Annotated in this window: 19 protein-coding genes; 7 read left to right on the forward strand and 12 right to left on the reverse strand. The window is 53.8% G+C overall.

From position 1 onward, the window contains the following. Positions 1-8 precede the first annotated feature (8 nt). The 9 genes from CWE17_RS08785 to CWE17_RS08820 are packed head-to-tail and all read right to left on the reverse strand — an operon-like array spanning position 9 to position 5764. Positions 9-770: an MBL fold metallo-hydrolase gene (locus CWE17_RS08785; RefSeq protein ID WP_131456304.1), complete on the reverse strand. Its 762-nt coding sequence runs from the start codon at positions 768-770 to the stop codon at positions 9-11. After that, a complete protein-coding gene (locus CWE17_RS12440; protein ID WP_255417772.1) occupies positions 767-895 on the reverse strand; it encodes a hypothetical protein in 129 nt (42 codons plus the stop codon). The genes CWE17_RS08785 and CWE17_RS12440 overlap by 4 nt, the downstream gene beginning before the upstream one ends. A gap of 33 nt (positions 896-928) precedes the next feature. Then, entirely contained in the window at positions 929-1801 is an 873-nt protein-coding gene (locus tag CWE17_RS08790) for a DMT family transporter (protein WP_131456306.1), read from the reverse strand. Beyond that, complete coding sequence (locus CWE17_RS08795; RefSeq protein WP_131456308.1) at positions 1801-2997, reverse strand: chloride channel protein; 1197 nt, start codon at positions 2995-2997, stop codon at positions 1801-1803. Before CWE17_RS08795 ends, CWE17_RS08790 begins: the two co-directional genes overlap by 1 nt. Further along, positions 2991-3233 (reverse strand): 2Fe-2S iron-sulfur cluster-binding protein, encoded by a 243-nt coding sequence (locus CWE17_RS08800; RefSeq protein WP_131456310.1) that lies wholly within the window; start codon positions 3231-3233, stop codon positions 2991-2993. The genes CWE17_RS08795 and CWE17_RS08800 overlap by 7 nt, the downstream gene beginning before the upstream one ends. Continuing rightward, the gene (locus tag CWE17_RS08805) at positions 3230-4723 is read right to left on the reverse strand and encodes a cobyric acid synthase (protein ID WP_131456313.1); all 1494 of its coding nucleotides are present in this window, start codon (positions 4721-4723) and stop codon (positions 3230-3232) included. The genes CWE17_RS08800 and CWE17_RS08805 overlap by 4 nt, the downstream gene beginning before the upstream one ends. Continuing rightward, positions 4720-5121 carry a type II toxin-antitoxin system death-on-curing family toxin gene (locus CWE17_RS08810; RefSeq protein ID WP_161971428.1) on the reverse strand — a complete coding sequence of 134 codons (402 nt, stop codon included), beginning with the start codon at positions 5119-5121 and terminating at the stop codon, positions 4720-4722. Before CWE17_RS08810 ends, CWE17_RS08805 begins: the two co-directional genes overlap by 4 nt. Next, positions 5118-5363 carry an AbrB/MazE/SpoVT family DNA-binding domain-containing protein gene (locus tag CWE17_RS08815; protein WP_131456317.1) on the reverse strand — a complete coding sequence of 82 codons (246 nt, stop codon included), beginning with the start codon at positions 5361-5363 and terminating at the stop codon, positions 5118-5120. The genes CWE17_RS08810 and CWE17_RS08815 overlap by 4 nt, the downstream gene beginning before the upstream one ends. A 20-nt stretch (positions 5364-5383) precedes the next feature. Further along, complete coding sequence (locus tag CWE17_RS08820) at positions 5384-5764, reverse strand: Npun_F0494 family protein (RefSeq protein WP_131456552.1); 381 nt, start codon at positions 5762-5764, stop codon at positions 5384-5386. 83 nt (positions 5765-5847) lie between these two features. On the opposite strand from CWE17_RS08820, the gene CWE17_RS08825 reads away from it, so the two are divergent. Both CWE17_RS08825 and CWE17_RS08830 read left to right on the forward strand, forming a co-directional pair. Beyond that, on the forward strand, positions 5848-6459 hold the full coding sequence (locus CWE17_RS08825; RefSeq protein ID WP_131456319.1) for a nucleoside triphosphate pyrophosphatase: 612 nt from the start codon (positions 5848-5850) through the stop codon (positions 6457-6459). A 31-nt stretch (positions 6460-6490) separates the two neighbouring features. After that, positions 6491-6751, forward strand: coding sequence for a hypothetical protein (locus CWE17_RS08830; RefSeq protein ID WP_131456321.1), 261 nt, complete (start codon positions 6491-6493; stop codon positions 6749-6751). 221 nt (positions 6752-6972) lie between these two features. Here the strand turns inward: CWE17_RS08830 and CWE17_RS08835 are convergent, their stop codons facing one another. From CWE17_RS08835 to CWE17_RS08845, 3 genes are read right to left on the reverse strand one after another with little or no spacing between them, the layout of a single operon-like run. Beyond that, a complete protein-coding gene (locus CWE17_RS08835) occupies positions 6973-7734 on the reverse strand; it encodes a YcgJ family protein (RefSeq protein WP_131456323.1) in 762 nt (253 codons plus the stop codon). Between the two features lie 32 nt (positions 7735-7766). Further along, entirely contained in the window at positions 7767-8627 is an 861-nt protein-coding gene (locus CWE17_RS08840) for an MlaD family protein (RefSeq protein ID WP_131456324.1), read from the reverse strand. Between the two features lie 10 nt (positions 8628-8637). After that, positions 8638-8859, reverse strand: a complete 222-nt coding sequence (locus tag CWE17_RS08845; RefSeq protein WP_240789339.1) for a hypothetical protein — start codon at positions 8857-8859, stop codon at positions 8638-8640. 582 nt (positions 8860-9441) lie between these two features. Here CWE17_RS08845 and CWE17_RS08850 point away from each other — a divergent pair. From CWE17_RS08850 to CWE17_RS08870, 5 genes are read left to right on the forward strand one after another with little or no spacing between them, the layout of a single operon-like run. Beyond that, positions 9442-10593 carry a DUF4145 domain-containing protein gene (locus tag CWE17_RS08850; RefSeq protein ID WP_131456326.1) on the forward strand — a complete coding sequence of 384 codons (1152 nt, stop codon included), beginning with the start codon at positions 9442-9444 and terminating at the stop codon, positions 10591-10593. Between the two features lie 57 nt (positions 10594-10650). Next, positions 10651-12201 (forward strand): TolC family protein, encoded by a 1551-nt coding sequence (locus tag CWE17_RS08855; RefSeq protein WP_131456328.1) that lies wholly within the window; start codon positions 10651-10653, stop codon positions 12199-12201. 1 nt (position 12202) lies between these two features. Next, entirely contained in the window at positions 12203-13558 is a 1356-nt protein-coding gene (locus CWE17_RS08860; protein ID WP_131456330.1) for a hypothetical protein, read from the forward strand. A gap of 10 nt (positions 13559-13568) precedes the next feature. Further along, positions 13569-15686 carry a cysteine peptidase family C39 domain-containing protein gene (locus CWE17_RS08865; RefSeq protein ID WP_131456332.1) on the forward strand — a complete coding sequence of 706 codons (2118 nt, stop codon included), beginning with the start codon at positions 13569-13571 and terminating at the stop codon, positions 15684-15686. 7 nt (positions 15687-15693) lie between these two features. Beyond that, entirely contained in the window at positions 15694-17859 is a 2166-nt protein-coding gene (locus tag CWE17_RS08870) for an ATP-binding cassette domain-containing protein (RefSeq protein WP_131456334.1), read from the forward strand. Positions 17860-17875 lie beyond the last annotated feature (16 nt).

Below are 17875 nucleotides of genomic sequence, written 5' to 3' on the forward strand. Positions count from 1 at the left end.
GTTTCGTTTTACTCAGGCGCTGATTGTTCCGCCGCTGAGCGCGTGAGTGGAATCGCGATGCCTGGAGTCGGCACCACCACGGGGTAAGTCTCAGACCCCTCCGGCACTTCACGGGGTCCCTCGCCCCCTTGCAGCAGGCTGCTGATCAGACCGCTGAAGCGCACGTCGCCGCCGGTGGTGCTGGCCAGCACGCGCTCGGGCTGGAATCGCTGCATGAGTTCGGGCAGCACCTTCGCACCGGTGATGAAGTCACCCAGCAGCGGCAGACCCAAGTCCACGACCGGAGTGATCACTGTGTCGATCGATCGTTTCGGCAGCTTGGGGTCGAGTACGCCGTGGGGTTCGAGGTACAGCGACCCCTCGGGCCAATCGAGTAGGTAGCCGTTCTCCACGGTGGGCACTGCCGCCCCTGCAGTCGCTTGCACGGTGAGCTCTCCAACACGCGTGTGCTCGCCTGGTCGCAGGCTGGTGATGGAGCTGAAGCCGAGTCGCTGGGCGACCCGAGCTGCCGCTGGCGATGCCACGACTGGAAGGGTCTTCGGCAGCCATTGCAACGTGTCGGGGTGGGCGTGGTCCGCCAGGCCCTGGGTGAGCAGCAGCAGATCGAGCCTTTCCGGGACTGTGATCTCCTGGGGAAGTTCACCCTTAAGCAGCCAAGGTCCTGGAGGGAAGACCAGATCGCCTTTCAGCCAAGGATCCACCAGCACCCGTAGGCCGCTGATCTCCAGCAGCCAGCCATTGGCTCCGAAATAGGTGGCCTGATCGCTCATGGTTGCTGCACAGCAGGGGGTTGGAGGGATTCATCCATGCCCAGATCGATCTCCCCGATCCAGGCGACCATCGCAATCAGGGCGCCGATCGCACCGATCAGCAGCAACCAGCGGCGGGCGTTCATAGGGGAGTGCTGAGTGGCACGACCGTAGAGGGTTCAGCTCAGAACGGCGAGGGCGACGCCAGAGACGGCCAACAACGATGCGATCACCCCGGCGCTACTGGGATGGTCGCCCTCCAGTCTGGAGACCAACAAGGCCATCACCGGAGAGGTGCCCAGCAGCGTCACCCCCACCCCCAGGGGCAGGCGTTGCAGCACCACCTGCTGCAGCAGGATCCCCAGATTGGTGCCCAGCAAGGTGGCAAGCAGCACCCGAGGCCAGCGGATCTGTTTGGGGCGCGGACGCGGGATGATTGGCCCGATGCGTAACCAGGGGAGCAGCAGCAGCAGGCCTCCCAGCAGACGGGTCGCAGCACTCTGCAATGGGCTCAGATCGCTTGAGATCAGCACGCTGCGAGACAGGGCCGCTCCGCTCACCCCGCAGAGCACGGCAGCGATGGCGCAGAGCAGCCCGAGCCGTTGGCTCGCTTGCGAGCGGTCGGCCTGGCCCGTGGCATCGGGCGGGTTTTGATTGGCGATCAGCAGCACTGAGAGCGTGACCAGGGCAGCACCCAACCAAGCAAGGGCGGAAATCTGCTCGCCCAAGGCGACGACACCACCAACTGCTGCAGCAATCGGTGAGAGGGCATCGACCGTGAGGGTGCGGCGGGTGCCGAGGCGGCGTAGGGCCGCCAGATAAAAACTGTCGCCAAGGGCGATGCCCACGCCACCGCTGAGCAGCAGCACGATCAACCCTTGCTTGTCCTGCATCCAGGGCAGGGTCAGCAGCACCGGCAACAGCAGCAGTGTGGCGATCCCGTTTTTGAGCCCGTTGAGCTGCAGTGCCGAGAGTGAGGTGGTCAGCCCGCGCCAGAGACTGCTCGCCAGGGTCCAGGCCAGCGCGGCGATCAGCCCTGCGAGCAATCCCATCAGTGGTTGTTCTGCAGCATCTGGCCCACCAGCAGGCCGATCACTAGGGCACCGGCCCCATGGCCCTGGAGCAGGGTGAGGCCCAGCAGCAGTGCCAGCAGAGGGGATCCCAGCAGCACCGACAAGCTCCCACCCACCACTCCTGAGCTCCAGCTCTCAATGCCACCAATCCATGGCAGCCATTCATGGAAGCCAATGCCGATCGCGCTGCTGGCCAGGATCACCGGAAAGAACTGCCCCCCTCGCCAGCCGGTCTCCAAGCAGCCACCCACCAGCAGCAACTTCACCAGTCCGGAGGCGATCAGTAGCAGTGGGCTGAGCTGCCATTGCCCCAGCACCAAAGGCTTCAGTTGCACCTCTCCAGAGAAAGGGGCCAGGGGTAGGCCCCAAAGGCAGAGCCCCAGCACCAGCCCGGTCACCACCGGACTCCACCAGCAGCGCCCGGTGAGATCCAGCTTGTTCAGCCACTGACGCCAGTGCTTCAGGAGCAGTCCACAGAGGGTGCCCACCGCCCCGGCGAGCCCTGCGGCAAGCAGGGCACTTAGGCTTTGTTCCTGATCCTGGGGCCAGCCGTAGGGCACACCCTGCAGGCCACCGCCCAGATCGCTGAGGCCATCGAAGATCACAAATCCGGCGATTCCGCCGAGGGTGGCGGGGAGCCAACGCCAGAGCAGCTGCCAATGGCGTCCCGCTAAGGCGGCTCCACCCACCAGCGGCGAGCGAAACAGGCCAAGGCTGCCGGCCATGGCCGCGGCAATCAGATTCCGATCAGCGCCGCGCCAAATGCGATGGCTTGCCACCGCCACCAATCGCGTCATCAAAGCCTCCGGCCCAAGGGCACCGCCTCCGATCAGGGCGAGGGCACCACCGAGCAACTGTCTGGCGCCATGGCGGGTCTGCAGGCCACTGGGGTGGCGCAGTTCGCTCAGGGTTTCATGCATCTCGGGCAAACGGCTGCCTGCTTGTCGCCGTTGCAGCAGGGCGATCAGCAGGCCGATCCCTCCAGCCCAGAGAAGACACCAGGCCAGGGGCAGCTGACTGGGTTGCCCCCGAAGCACGGCTTCGCCCCAGATTTGTCCCTGCAACCTCAGGGTGATCAGCACCACGAGGGCAGCAAGGGCGCCGCCTGCAGCCCCGGCGCCCAGGGAGCGCAAGCTGCCCAGCAGCAGGGAGTGGGAGGTGGCCTTGCTTACCAATGGGGATCGGTGGCCAGCTCCACCGTGAGTTGCCCCGATGCTGCCGCAGGAACGCTGGCGATGCAGGCTCGGATTGTGTTGCCGTTCACGTCCAGTTCGCAGGCGCCGCAGCTGCCGCCGAGGCAGCCTGTGGGGATCGAAAAGCCGGCATCGCGCGCTGCTTGCAGCCAATCCGCTCCAGGGGTGCAGCGGCTGGTCTGTCCATTGGGCCAGTGGATCAACACCTCTTGGTTCATGGCTTCAGCAACGGCTCCAGGTTCACGTGCTGCTCGAAGGCATCGGCGAGGCGATCGAGCAGTGCTTCGCGTTGACGACTGTGGTGGGGTTGCTGTTCGCTCAGTAACGGCAACCCTTTGCGCGTGCGCAGCTGATTGAGCCAGCGCCTGCGCCACGGCCCGCTTTCAAACACTCCGTGCAGATAGGTGCCGGCCACGGAGCCATCCACCCAGCCCAGCTCCTGATCGCTGCAAAGGGATTGGCAGGGTTCCACGGCGGTGGTGCTGCCGCGGTGCAGCTCGAAGCCTTCAATCGAGAGTGTGCGGCTGGCGTCCAAGAGCGGCCAGAGTGCCTGGCTGCTGCGTTGGCGCAGCGCTTTGTTGCCGCCGAAGACGGTGCGCAAGGGCAGCAGGTTCAGTCCTGGAGCACTGTCCGCACCGTTGCTGGCGCCCTCCAGACCCTCCGGGTCGTGGAGCTCGCGGCCCAGCACTTGCATGCCGCCGCAGATTCCGAACACCGCCCCGCCGGCTGCGGCGTAGGCCTGCACTTGCGTGCCAAGGGTGCTGACCTGCAGAGCATCGAGATCGCGCAGGGTTTGCTTGCTGCCGGGCACCACGACGGCATCGGGGTTGCCCAGCTCCTCGCCGGGGGCTACCCAACGCAGCTGAACCGTGGGTTCGGCTTCGAGCGGATCGAGATCGGAGAAGTTGCTGAGGGAGGGCAGCTTGAGCACCGCGATCTCCAGTTCGGCGCCGCGTTTGCGGCCCCGGCGCTCCAACAGATCAAGCGAGTCTTCCGGCGGGAACAGTTCATCCAGCCAGGGCATCACCCCCAGCACCGGAATGCCCGTGTTGGCCTCCAGCCAGCGGCGCCCTTCATCGAAGAGTTCACGCCGGCCCCGGAAGCGATTGATCAGCAGGCCTCGGATCAACGGACGCTCCACCGGCCGGAGTAATGCCAGGGTGCCGACCAGCTGTGCGAACACACCGCCGCGCTCAATGTCGGCCACCAGGATGCAGCGGGCGCGCAGGTATTGGGCCAGGCGCAGGTTGGTGAGGTCGCGCGGTTGCAGGTTCACCTCGACGGGGCTGCCGGCGCCTTCTAACACCAGCCGCCCCTCGGGGTAGGCCGCCTGCAGCTCGTTTAAGCCGTTGCGGATCGCGGCCCAGCCGGGGCGAAACCAGTCGCGGTAATAGTGCTCGGCGCGGCAGCTGCCTACTGATTGGCCTAGGTGGATCACCTCGCTGGTGCTGTCGCCCTGGGGTTTGAGCAGCACCGGGTTCATGGCGCACTGGGGTTCGAGCCCTGCCGCCCAGGCTTGCAGGGCCTGGGAGTAGGCCATCTCGCCGCCGGCCTGATCCACCCAGGCGTTGTTGCTCATGTTCTGCCCCTTGAAGGGCAGCGGTGTTTCACCGCGGCGCCACAACACCCGGCAGAGGGCAGCCGTCATCAACGACTTGCCGGCACCGCTGCTGGTTCCCAGCACCATCAGGGCGGGTGGGATGGTCATGGTGCGAGCACGCTGTTGCCTGCAAACCACGCCTCAAGCTCCTCCCAGGGCAGGTCATCAGCTGCCAATCGCTGAATCATTAACACCACGCTCTCATTGCTGCCCTGAAAGCTGAACCCGTTCAGACCGAGAAACACCACAGCCACAAGGAAACCGCTGCGCTTGTTGCCATCCACAAACGGGTGGGCTCGCACGATGGCTTCCGCGTGGGCCGCTGCCAGTTGCGGAATGGTGCTCAGCTCCCCGTAGCTCCAGCGTTGCTGTGGCCTGGCGAGTGCGGCATCCAGGGCGGCCTGGCTTCTGATGCCCTGCAGCCCTCCGTGCTCCAGCGTTTGCTGCCGGTGGATGGCCTGCACGGCAACGCTAGGGACCCAGCGGGGTTCCGCTGTGTTGCTCAACGGGCCAGCTCTCGCAGGGCTGGCTGAAATTGGCGTGCAGCTGCACTGGCCAGCGCCAGGGCTTCCTCGACCGCTGGATCAAAGGGCGAGAGCAGGATCCCCTGTTCCGTTTCGATCGCCTGCACCCGGTCTCCGGGCGACAGATGAAACCGGCGTGCCATTTCAGCCGGGATCGTGGCACTTAGCGATCCGCCGGCCTGCCGCAAGGTGACTTCTGTTCCCATCACTCCGATCAGTAGCATAAAGATGCTACTTGCTTTCGTCACAGCCTCGGTCGGTGTCGCCTCAGCCAGTGATGCAGCCGCTGAGGTAGGGAAGCTCTTGGGATGGCCTCCGGCCAGGCGGCTAGGCAATCGCGGCCCATCGGCGTGAGTCGGACCCGTTCGGTGAGTCCCTGGCCATCCACTTCTCTCCGCAGGACCCCCAGCTGAATCAGCCAGATGAAGTGATCTTCAATGCGACTGGCTGCTAAGGGCTGGCAGCAGAGTTCCCCCCAATCCGGCCGGGCCACCAGCCCCGTGCTGCTGAGCGCTTCCTCCTCGAGAACCTGATAAAAACGCCATGTGAAGGGCAGGCAGCCCATCGCCTGCCGAGCCCGTTGGAGCGCGCGTTGGCTGAGCAGTGGGGATGAGGGGGTGATCACGGCCAAGACACGCTGGAGTTCATTCTCGGATCTCAAGCCCTTGGGAGCGATCAGTTCAGACTGAGCCGAGTGATTGCTGGCCCGTGCTCCTGCTTGCTTCCGCGTCTCCAGCCCGTCGGCGTCTGCTTGAACAGGCGGCGATCCCCCATCGGGTGCAGGTGAGTGGCGTGGATGAAGACGAGATCCATCACGCTGATCCAGCCCAGCTGGTGCAGTTGCTGGCGAAAGCTAAGGCTGAGGCGGTGCACAGCCAGCTGGAGGCTTCTGGCGACGCTGGTGATCCGATCTCGGCTGTGCTCGGCTGTGATTCCGTGCTCTCCGTCGATGGGGAGGTGTTTGGGAAGCCTGCCGATGCCGACGAGGCGATGGCCCGTTGGCAGCGCATGCGCGGCCATTGGGGCGAGTTGCACACCGGCCACTGCCTGCTGCCGGGCCCTGCCGCTGCAGCAGGCAGCCAACAACGATGTGTCTGCGTCACCACCCGGGTGTTGTTTTCCCCTCTCACCGATGCAGAGATTGCCGCTTACGTCGACACAGGTGAGCCGTTGCAGTGTGCTGGGGGGTTTGCACTGGAAGGCCGAGGTGGCAGCTGCGTGGAGCGGTTGGATGGCTGCTACTCCAATGTGATCGGCCTGAGCCTGCCGTTGCTGCGGCGTTGGTTGGCACCATTGCCATTTTTTTTCGGCCGTAGCTAATTGAAAGGGTGGCCCTCCTCACACCCTGGCCATGACCCGTTTCAGCTTCGTTGTTGTCAGCGCTTCTTTGCTGCTCGCTGGCCTTCCCCCTCAGGCTTCCGCCATGGAGCCCCTTGTCTTATCTGCCAGCAGTGACGCCTCCCTTGATCAAGGCATCCAGGCGGAGCAAGCCCATTTCAATCGCTCATCCGCGCGCCTCAGTCAGGGCCCGTCGCCCTCTGCAGATCAGGGCAATGACAGCGCTCAGCAGAAGCATCCACAGGCCTACAGCGTGTTGGATCTGAGCTTCTGACCACGCTGAGCGCCCAGCAGTCGTTTTCAGATCCGCGTTCGTCGCTGACGGCAGGGGGCATTGTCAGCAGAGTGCAGACATCGTTCCGGTGCTGCCGTGCTGGCTCCCCACCGTTGGAAGCGCTGTTGGATCGGCGGACTGCTGCCAGCCGATCCTGCGCGTGCTGCGCAGTTTTGAGCAGCACGGGGTGGTGTTGGCCGATGACTTGGAGCTCAGCGCACTTACTTGAACAGATTGTTCAGCAGGTTGCCAACTGCAGCGCCTAAGGCAGCACCGGCGGCTTCCTGATTCGAGCTGCCGCTGTTCTGTGTGGCCACCAGTTTGTAGTTGGCAAAACGGAACACACCGGTGTTGCCATGGTCGACGAAGGTCACCGGCCAGCTGCCACCGAAGGAATCGGTGATGGCGTAGTTACCGCTGCCGTTGTCTTTGAACACGTAGGTCGTGCCGTTCTGGAGCTGAATCTTGTAGCGGTTGCGATCACCCTTCGACACCTGCTTGAGCAGACAGGGGCCATCGAACACCCGTCGCCCACCTTGGCTGAGGCTGCAGTAGCCCGTGTCGGTCGACACCTGTCGATTGCCACTGCTGGAGCCGGCGTTGCTGGCACTCTGATTGCTACTAAAAAGCTGTTTGGTCAAACCTCGCGCCACATTCTTCTCGCCCCAGCCGTCATCCCAACAGGTGCGCTTTTGGATGCTGCAAGCCTGGCCGGAGCTGAGGCGGAAGTCGTTGTTGGTGGATCCACGGCGGTTCTGGCGGAGACGATCCGCCGCGTACTGGCCGAAGTAGATCTTGGTGATCGCGATTGATGGGCCATAGCTGTCGTAGCAGGTTTGACCCACCTGGTCGCACACCACCCCGGCTTTGGGATACGTGATGCCCTTGCTCTGGGCAGAGGCAGGCAGGCCTGCCAGGGTTGTGCTGATCAGTGCTGTTGCGGCGAGCAGGCCGGTGCTAGTGCCTGACAGAGACAGTCCCATCAAACGAATAAGAGATGACTGAAGTTAGGGCGCTAGTTGTCGTTTGTTGATGAGGGAGTGGCACTGCTTGGACCGTCGGCAGGTTCCAACAGCGGACCGATCACACCCAGCAGGCTGTTGAGCAATCGCCGGCTTGTCTGCGCTAGTTCGCGCACGTCTTGGAGTGTGCTGGTGATCAGAGGCCGCGACTCCTCCAGCAACAGCTGCGCTTCCTTCTCCGCGACACGCGCCTCCTGGCTCACTTGGCTGATCTCGGCGCTCACGTTGTCGAGGGAGCGGCGCACCACGGGTGCGGTCTCGGCGGCTTCTCGTTCGATTGTGGCGGTGAGCGTGTTGGTGTTTTTCAGGGTGTTGCGCAGATCAGCGAGCGTGGTGTTGATGTCGCCGTTCTTGGCAGTCAGCGAGGTGGTGTTGCGCAAGGTGGCCTGGAGTTGCTGCTGCGTGACAGCGAGGTCTTCGAGGGCATCGGCGAGGTTGAGGGGCTCTGCGTAGGCGATGGTTTTGCCATCAAGAGCCTGTGCATCACCAACACGTTGAGGATCAGGAGTGATGTCGATGAAGCGATCTCCAACGAGGCCCTCTTGGGCCAGCCTTGCGCTGCTGTTGGGGCCGATCAGCCGGGCTTTGCTCTGCTCAATCCGCAATTGCACTCGCACGCGTGCATCAGGTTTGAGCTCTAACCCACCCACTTGACCCACGGGAAAACCGGAGATGCGCACCTCTTCACCGGAGTGCAGACCATTGATGTCGCTCGCGAGTAGATAAACGTTCACGAACCGGGTGCCCCATCGCTGCTCACGGGCGAGCCCGAAGAGCACGGCAACCAGCAACAAGGCACCGGATCCCAGAAACAACCAACGTTCGCGGGGGTGGGACGGTTCGATCGAGTTCATTCTCAACGCATCATGAGATCAGGGTGTTGAACAGCAACACCCAAGCCAGTTTGAGAGCGAGGGCCAGCATCAGCCCTTCCACCAAGAGATTGCTGACAATCAGTGCCTCGCTGCGACCGCTTCTGAGCGCGGTCGATGCCCGCCACTGACACCAGGCGCAGATGCAACTCAGGAACACACCACTGCGCACCAGGGTGCGCAGCAGGTCACGGAGTCTGATGCCAGAGAGCAACCGTTGCGACTCACGCCTTGGAGAGAGTCACGCACCACCGGTGCTGCAGCGCCAAGCAGGGCAGGGCCTCAGCTGCGCGTGCCAAGGAGTGGGGATCGCAAGTCAGCATGGGGGAACCTTAGGGACCAGAGGACATGAGGTTGCTGGTGGCTTCGGCTCAGTCCAACTAATGAGTTCTTGGATGAATAGAGGTCTGGCAAAAACATGAATGGAAGGGAGAGAAGAAGAAGAAAAAATAAAAACTAAAAAAAACCTTATGGATCAACCATCGAATATTGCTTCTGGGCATAATAAGAAAGTGACAGTTGCTGGTGGAGTTTCATTGCATTGTTCTCCATCCGGCGCGTTGGTAGCATCTGCTATTTGGCCCATTGAGGCCTGCAACAACTGTCACTAGGGGAGGGCTTTACGGTCCTCCCTTAAATATTTTAGGAAACATAAGTCTAGTATAAAGTCTATCTGCTTCCTTGTGTTGGCCTAAAACTCAGCAAATTCACTTTGCAGCTGGTTTCTTGGCGGATATAGAAGTTTGTAGACAACGGATGAATGTACTGCTACTAATTAAGAAAGGCACTCAATTCAATGCTGATCAACGCTTTTGACCTGGAAACAAGTTCTGGTAATCGTTCGATTGAGCTTCGCGTTGGTGAGTTCAGTGACCTAGGCATTGATGTTGATCTCCTAGGAGTTGAAACACAAGCCAACCCAAGAGGAGTTCCTGTTAAGGGCTCCCAGTTGGATCATATTCAACAAAGCTATGGCTTGCATCTAGACCAAATCAATCGAGCCATTGATCTCAATGGCAGTCTCGTCAATAGCTGGGTGAGTGCTGACTTAAGTGCTGCTCCTGAAATTCAGAACCAATCAACTGGCACTAGTCACTTTAAGAGGCTCGCAGTTATTGGTGGCAGTGAAATCGAGTCAAAAGACGGCTTAACACCTTGGACGCCATTGAACCGTCTTTTTTCCTTACTTGCAATTCTTCCAATTCAAGGAATACCTGTCAATGTTGTTGCCATACCATTGCTTGGCAGAGACAGTGAAGAGATTGAAAAAATGATCCATTACCCTGATTTACTCAAGTGCTGTAAAGACGCTTTTCGGCATCTTCCAGATCTGCACCGGCTGATTATTTTTGATCAAAATGATGACTATTTGCGGCAATTAGGTCACACAATTGATGAAGCAATTCATCGCAGGGATCCACACAGTATGGTGGTTGACTTGCCTCCTGATCTGCATGGTTTAGATGAGCTTCGCCAGCTGTTACTGGGAATGCAGGCAGATTCTACTTTTAGCAAATATCGAATTGATAGTGATTTGTCTGAGTTGATTAAAGTTTTAGATGCTGATGAAATATCCCCAATTAGTCTTGGCATGCTTTCTCGACGTTTGTTGGAAAGACTTGTTCTGGCCTCTGTTCAAGAAGCAACAGGACGTCAACCAGAGGAGGAGGGGGCGATTGAGGACATCATGAATCTGAATACGGGAATTGCGGCTATCCGCCAAACTGGTGCCGACATGTGGCTGGTTGGCAACATGCACATGGTTCGGATTTTTGGAAATTGGCAGTGTCATCCGCGCAATAGCGGACGAGTTTGCACGGTCGAACAACAGGACATTGTTCTGGCTCTGGGTGCATTGCGGCGCACACTTGCTGAGTATCCGTGGATCACCACATCCAGCCAGGCCATATCCGAAAAAAGTTTAAAGGTATCCAATAAGCACCATTAATTGCAAAATATTTTATCCCCGCTAGACTTTAAAAGTTAATTTCAATGTCAGCTAAGGATGCCTTTGTCCTGCCTTGGCTTTGCTGCTTCGTTCGGTTTAATAGGAACTGTGGCGCTAACAGCTCACAGTCAAGTTGCCGCTAGTGAATTTCTGCGCCAAGGGGTATCCTCTCAAGATTATTTGCTGCAACAGGGTGAGAATCTGCAAGCTATTCTTGCTGAATCTGAGCAGCTGCTCAATCAATCAGTCAGGATCAGTTTAGAAGACGTTATCCGTAAAACAATTATCAATAATCCCCAGATTGCCAAGGCGTTAGCACTGGTTCAGGCTAAAAAATCCAGGGTTGCAGCAGAAAAGAGAAAATGGAATCCTACGTTGAAATTCTCTAGAACATCTGAAAACCCAATCCTTGGCAAGCAGATGTCAACATATATTCAGAGTGACGATAATTATAAAGATTTTGAATACGCTAATTTTACAAATGTGAATGAAGCTTTTGTTGCTGCGCGCTTGAAGTGGAATTTCCTTGATCCAGTCCGCTATTCCTCGATCAATCGATCCATCAGCTTGCTGCAATCTCAGGAATTACTCCTAAGCATCTTATGCAGAAGTCTGGTTTTAGAAGCGCAAATGGTTTATGCCAAGCTTGTTGAAAATCAGAATCTAATCAATACTTACTCGTCGATCTACAAAAAAAATAGATTTGAGCTTGAAGCTATCCTTGGTCAGTTTAATGGCGGGATCATTAGTCTTGGTGATGTTGCTCAGCAGAAAACACTTTTACTCAATCAACTCAATGAATTGCTTTCGCTCGTTGCCTTGCAAATCGAGCTTGCATCTGAGTTGGCAGTCTTAACAGGGATGCCTCCCGGAAGTTCAGCACTCCCATCTCAACAGCAGATTCATAGTGAGGAATGGTCTCTGTCTTTAGAAGAAACGATTGAAGAAGGTCTGCGACTTCGAGAAGAGATCCAGTTGGCATTATCTGATTCAAAAGCTGCGGACTGGCAGGCTCAAACCATGTTGAACAAGTACTTGCCAGTTTTGAGTCTATCTGTCAATGGATATGGCAACTATTCTGATGGATTATTTGGTGCCGATATTGCCAATAGCTCGAGCCAGGATCGAGGATTTGTTCAAGCAACTGATTTATCCATTGGACTTGGCTTGACTTGGACTCCATTTGATGGCGGAAGTTATCTTGCTTCATCCAATGCATTTAAAGACCAAGCGAAAGCAGATTTGCTCGCTGCCAATTTTCATAGGGATCGAGTTGGTCGTCAGATCCGCGGTAGTTATGGCGAGTACCTAACAGCCAAGGCTGCGCTTGCTAAAGCTGTACAAGGCCTCAAGATCGCTTCTCTTTCTGTTGATATTGCATCAGAACGCTACTCCGCAGGAATTGGCAGCGTAACAACTGTTGTTCAAGCGACAGAAATGTATGGAAGAGCCGCTTTGATTCTTTCTAAGACAAGGGTGAGTTACTTCGATTCCATTGCCAAGCTCTATCGCTATTCCGGCCAATGGCCTTCGGCTTATAAGCAAGCCATTATCGATGGATTGAGCTCGCTCAAAGTTAGTTCAAGGGATATGGGGGCAGTGTTCTGATATGACTAATTCCCAAGCTACTCCTGATGATAAGACTGTCCGTTTACTTGCTGTACCGGTCAAATTAGCCGCTGCTGCTTGTATTTCGATCAGCGTTGGAGGTGTGCTTTGGAGTTGCCTAGCCAAGGTTCCTATTTATGCCAATGGTGTTGCCATCTTGATGCCAACCAATCAAAGCAAACTATTTTTAAGCCAGGCTTCAGGAACTGTTGTTCATTTCACCGATCAACCGCAACATCAGAATGATCAATCCCGTGCACTTTATGATTTTGGCTCTTCCAATAAAGAGCTCAGTAGTGAAGAGCTATTAGCATTAGCAACCTATGCTCTCAACCTTGGAAATAAGGAAGCTAGCTCTCCACTTATTGTTGCATCAACAAAAATAATCCCGAATAAATCACTCCTGTCAATGATTGACTCCGATAGCGCCAAGGCTTCTTTGAGGGCGACAATCTTGGATGCAAAGTTAGATCTTAAGAGCAACGAAGCATCTAAAAGAGAACTCACTTATATCGATAAAAAAATCCGTAGAAAAATTGCCTTAATGCAAAAGCAGCTGGGAACTGAAAATAAGTTTTTGTTGGCTATTCGAAAGCTCAACGACAAAGGTTACGCGAGTGAAGCCAGATTATTGGACCAAGAGTCTATTGTGGTAGGTATTGAGAATGAAATCATCTCCTTGCAGGATGAGCTGGAGTCCAATCAATCAAAGCTGATTCAGTTGGATGTTTCAAGCCAAGAGTCTCTAACGGCATTGCTAAAGGCTCTTCAAAACTATATTGGCAGTAACCTGATTTTCAGCACTGATAATTTAAGTGTTGCAGATGTGATTGCACCCCATCTTACGGAGGTGAAAGTCAATGCTTCTATTTTGAGGGCCAATGTCAATCATAAGAGTTTGAACCATGGAGTTGTTATCCCAGGCTATGTCGGTGACGCATCTGTTCAGCGTGTCATGCCTGAAATGAAAGCTTTACTGACTCCAGTTGGTATGAGTCGTGCACAATATGGTGGTTTTTATGGCGTTGTTGAATCCTCCAGTTTGCTACCTCAAAACGAAATAGAGATCGTGAATCAGTTGGGAGATCCTGGAGTTGCAAACGAAATTTTCGGCCAGTTAAAGCGGCCTGTACTCGTTAAAATTAAGCTTCAACAATCTTCTGATCAGTCTGATCCAAACAAAGCCGGGTTTGTTTGGTCTTCGCAGGGAAAAGTTCCTTATCCGGTTCGGGAAGGGGATCGGCTTAACCTGCAGATCACGACCCAAAGAATACGTCCCATTAGTCTTCTTATCCCTTGGCTGAAGCAGGTTATTGGTGAGAGTCCACCAATGATTCAATCCAACTCTTCGAGTTAGTCATAGTTCCATGAAAACCCCCGCTACGAAGTATTCACTCCCCAGATTATTGCAAACATCGCCTAATGAATCAGGGGCTGTTGCATTAGGGATTGCTTTGGCTTGTTTTGACAAGCACTTATCTATTGCTCGGCTTCGCAAGCTCACTGGAACCACTCAATCCGGTACAACCACAGATAAGCTTTTAATAGCTATCCAGCAGTGTGGCCTGATTGGCCAATGGATTCGTTGTGACAATGACGACTCACTCTCATCGCAACTATTGAATCAACGGAAGCTTCCAGCGATTGTGAGTGAAGGTAATGGCAAATTCTATACATTACTTGAATGTCAGCATGACACTGCTTTGGTGTATTCACCAACTCAAGGGTTACTTAATACCGTTATCGAAGATCTTTCCATTGAGTCGATACTCGCACTGTCCTTAGGTCCTGACTTTGTAGCTGGAGGTGTGCCAGTTTCCATTTGGACTCCTCTCTATTCACTTGCTGCAAAAGTCAAGTCAGAGTTGATTTTGCTTGTGTCTCTTACGATTACTTCAGTAGTTCCAGTTATTTTAATTGCAGCATGCACATCTCAATTTGTTGATCAGTTTCTAGAAAACAAGTTTTATTCATTTGCGATTCCAATCGTTTGGATTGCCTTTATCTCACTTATTGTTGCTGTGTCGATACGCCTTCTCGTTGACCTGGTCATACGACGGCTTAACTTTGTGCTCATTCGTGTTCTGGCGCGAGATGTTTATCAATATGTCATGACAAAAGAGCCGCTGTATTTCTCGGAACGGCCAAGTGGATCCATCGCCTATCGGATGATGGCTCCTTATCTCCTCACCTACTCGATTGCATTTGCGCTCCTCGGTCCAGTTTTGAACCTTGTATTTGGTTTGTTATTAGTTGTTCTTTCTGCTTTCATATCATTCCCATTGTCACTTGTGCTGTTGTTTGGTTCATTCCTGAATATCTATTCTGGATACCTCACAACCATGGCTACTTCCAATGAGTTGAACACCTTGCAAAGAGAGCAGTCGCATATGAATTCTGCTCTGTACGCGATTCTTCAAAATGTTGAAGAGTATAAATCCATATCAGCAGAGTTTGCTGCAACAAATCAATGGCATAAGCACTTCTACAACATAGTCAATATCCAGCAAAGTGTGTTCATCAAAAATAATTTTCGCGATGTCATTTCTAGTGCCAGCGTGTTCCTCACGGTAGTTCTTGTGTTATGCATTGGTGGAACACTTGTTATCCAGGGAATAGTCTCGCTTGGAACGCTGTTGGCCTTTCTTTTTATTCAAAGCCGAGTAAATGTCTCTTTGGATGCCATACCTTCGATCTCTTCGGCTTGGCAACAATTGATTGGTTTATTAATGTCTTACAGGGATTTGCAGCAAGCTGCCATTGATTCCTCAATTGATGTCTTTGATCGAAGCCTCAATTTAAATAAACGTACCCCTGTTTCTCTGTCTGAATCGCGAGATCTTGAACTTATTGACGTCTCCTTTGCGACTTCAGATCTCGATCCACCTGTCTTTACGGGTTTAGGTCTCTCTGTTTCATCAGGCCAGCACCTTCTTATTGAGTCAAGCCAGCAGGATTTCGTCAGAGCATTGTTCCATCTCATCTCTGGCTTGATCCAGCCTTCGAGCGGACTGATCAGCTTGGGTGGCGTCGACATCAACACCTATCCCACGCATTCGCTGAGGAAAGAAATTGTTCTTGTTGGCTCTGAAATACCTTTTCTTGATGATTCAATTGAAAATAACATCTTTCTAAATCGAAGCTTTGTGGTTTCTGATCAGCTAGTTCCGGTGTGTGAAGCTGTTGGCCTGGATGAATTTGTGAATCGCTACAAAGATGCTTATCAATCTCAATTAATTAACCCAGCTAGTTACTTGTCTGTTAGTGAGAAGTTTCAATTTTCCATAGCCCGCGCCTTAATTGCTCAGCCATCAATTCTGATTCTTGATTTTGATGTTTCCAAACTTGATGCGTCAGTTGAGCTTTCCATCTACCAGTTTTGCCGGAAGCATTCCATTACCGTGATTTCCACTTTTTGCCGGCCAGCACATCAGGTCCACGTCGATCGTGTTCTTTCTATGAGCGACCTTTTGACTATTGCATGATCAGAATATGACTCCTTCTTCCTCCACGCCTAATTTTCAATTGCAGCCTGGTCAAGCCGACGCTGAGTATCTTGCCAGGCTTGATTCCGAGATTTATTCGTTTCAGCCTTCTTCCCAGGGCTATGATAAATGTTCAGACCTGCAACTGCTTGTTGGTTATATATTTCGACTGCTTGAATTGAAGCCTAGGCAACTTTGTGTTGATAGCCAATCAATTTCCTTGGTTTTGCGCAAGAGCAATATCTATTTTCGTCATGTTTCCGTTCCTCCTATACCAGCGCGTGGCGATTATCCCCTTCTGGTTTTGACATGTGAATCAACAGGTCGGCCGTATCTGTTGCTGCAGGGTACGCCTCACAATTGTCTTTTAACTTTTAAAAATGGTCGGAAAATTCTGATCACGAACCCGAGTCATTTTCCTGCTTTTAAGCCTTCTGCTATTGAAGTTCCTTTCACCCTGGCTGATCGTCAGGTGTCCAGTTCTGGTCTTTTGGCCTTTGCCTATAAGCGCAACATTGCTACTTTAGCCTTTATCTTTTTTGCCTCACTACTTGTTATGAGCTGTGGGCTGGCGATTCCTCTTCTTACGAGTTTTCTTGTTTCTAATGTTTTGCCCAATGGTGATTATTGGCTTCTGCTTCAAAGTCTGTTTGCCATGTTGCTCATTCTCGCTCTGTCGGTTTTTGCTAGTTATGTTCAAGGGCTTTTTTCTCTTCGTATGCTCACAATTGGGACGCGGACGATCGAGGTTTCTGTTATGGAGCGTTTTCTCAAGGTTCCTCGGCTCGCCATTCAGGATTTTTCCGTCGGCGAACTTTACGTTGCTGTTGATGCGATTACAAAGCTAAGGATGCTACTTTCTTCCAGAACACTCACCGCGTTATTGACTGCTGTTTTTTCGGTCAACTTCTTGATTCTGATGTTTATTTATAACCCTTTATTGGCCTGTATTATTGTTGCTTTTACTCTGCCAGTTCTTGTTGCTGTTTTGCTTTTGGCTCGGCGTACCATCTTTTTGTATTATCAAGTTTACGACGTCAAGTCTGATCTCAACCAGCTGAGTTCCCAAATTTCTACTGAAGCTCTTGCGATCCGAGGGCTTGGTGCTGAGCTGTCTCTCTTTAAGGACTGGAATGAGGGGTTCAGGCGCATTGCTGTTTTGTTTCGGCTTGTTAATTACTCTGAACAGCTCATTAAGTTAATTCTTGATTACTACGGCACAGTTGGAACCATTCTGTTGTTAGTGGTTACTACTTTGCAGATTCTGGCTAATCCCACTCTCTTAAATGAGCCAGCCTTGATCGGTTCATTTCTTGCGTTTTATGCTTCTTTTTTAGCTTTTTCTCGGGCCATTGTTGACGCTACTGCTAATATCGTTGCTCCTTTTGGGGTTGTTGCTGCTCTTTGGCGTAGAGCGCTTCGTATCTTGGGCGCCCCAGTTGAGCAGGGCTGGAGTTCAGGATTACCGCAACAGCGTCTAGAGGGGCGCATCAAATTTGATTCCGTCACGTTCCATCCTGCCGATCTGCGGAAACCCATTATAAAGCGGATTGATCTTGATGTTCAGATTGGCCAAAAAATTGCTGTTCTTGGCAAGAAGTCCTCTGGAAAATCCTCGCTTCTCCGTTTGATCAATGGCTTGGTGTCTCCCTCTGAGGGAATCATTTATCTTGACTCTATTCCTCTTCAAAGTTCTTCTATTCAATCTGTCCGTAGCCAAATTCATTATGTCCCTACAAATCCTTCCCTTGTAGGGCTTCGTATTGCTGATGTACTCGGACCGGTCGCCCTTGATTCAGAGAAGCAGTTGCAGGACATCTTCTTGATGCTCGGGATCTCTGATGTCTTTTTGAGTCTTCCTCAAGGTTTCAATGCGTTCATTGCAGCAGGTTCTTCGTTTTCTGTCGCCGATAAAGTCAAGCTTCTCTTGGCCAGGTCTTTATTGAATCCTCCGCCAATTCTGCTTCTCGACGAATTCCTCAGTGCCATTCCTTCGCAGGACCATGCCCATCTACTTGCGTTGGTGACTGCTTTGCCTTCGACGACTGTGATGATTCCGACCACCACGGCAGAGGTCGAAAGCTGCTCTCAGCAATGGCAGATCTGTGAAGGAACCCTTGCCCCACTGTCTCACGATGCTTTCGCTGACTTTCTGGCCACTTATTCCAAATAACTTCCCCTCATTGAGT

The sequence above is a fragment of the Synechococcus sp. BS56D genome, from assembly GCF_004332405.1.
Taxonomy (GTDB): Bacteria; Cyanobacteriota; Cyanobacteriia; order PCC-6307; family Cyanobiaceae; genus Synechococcus_C.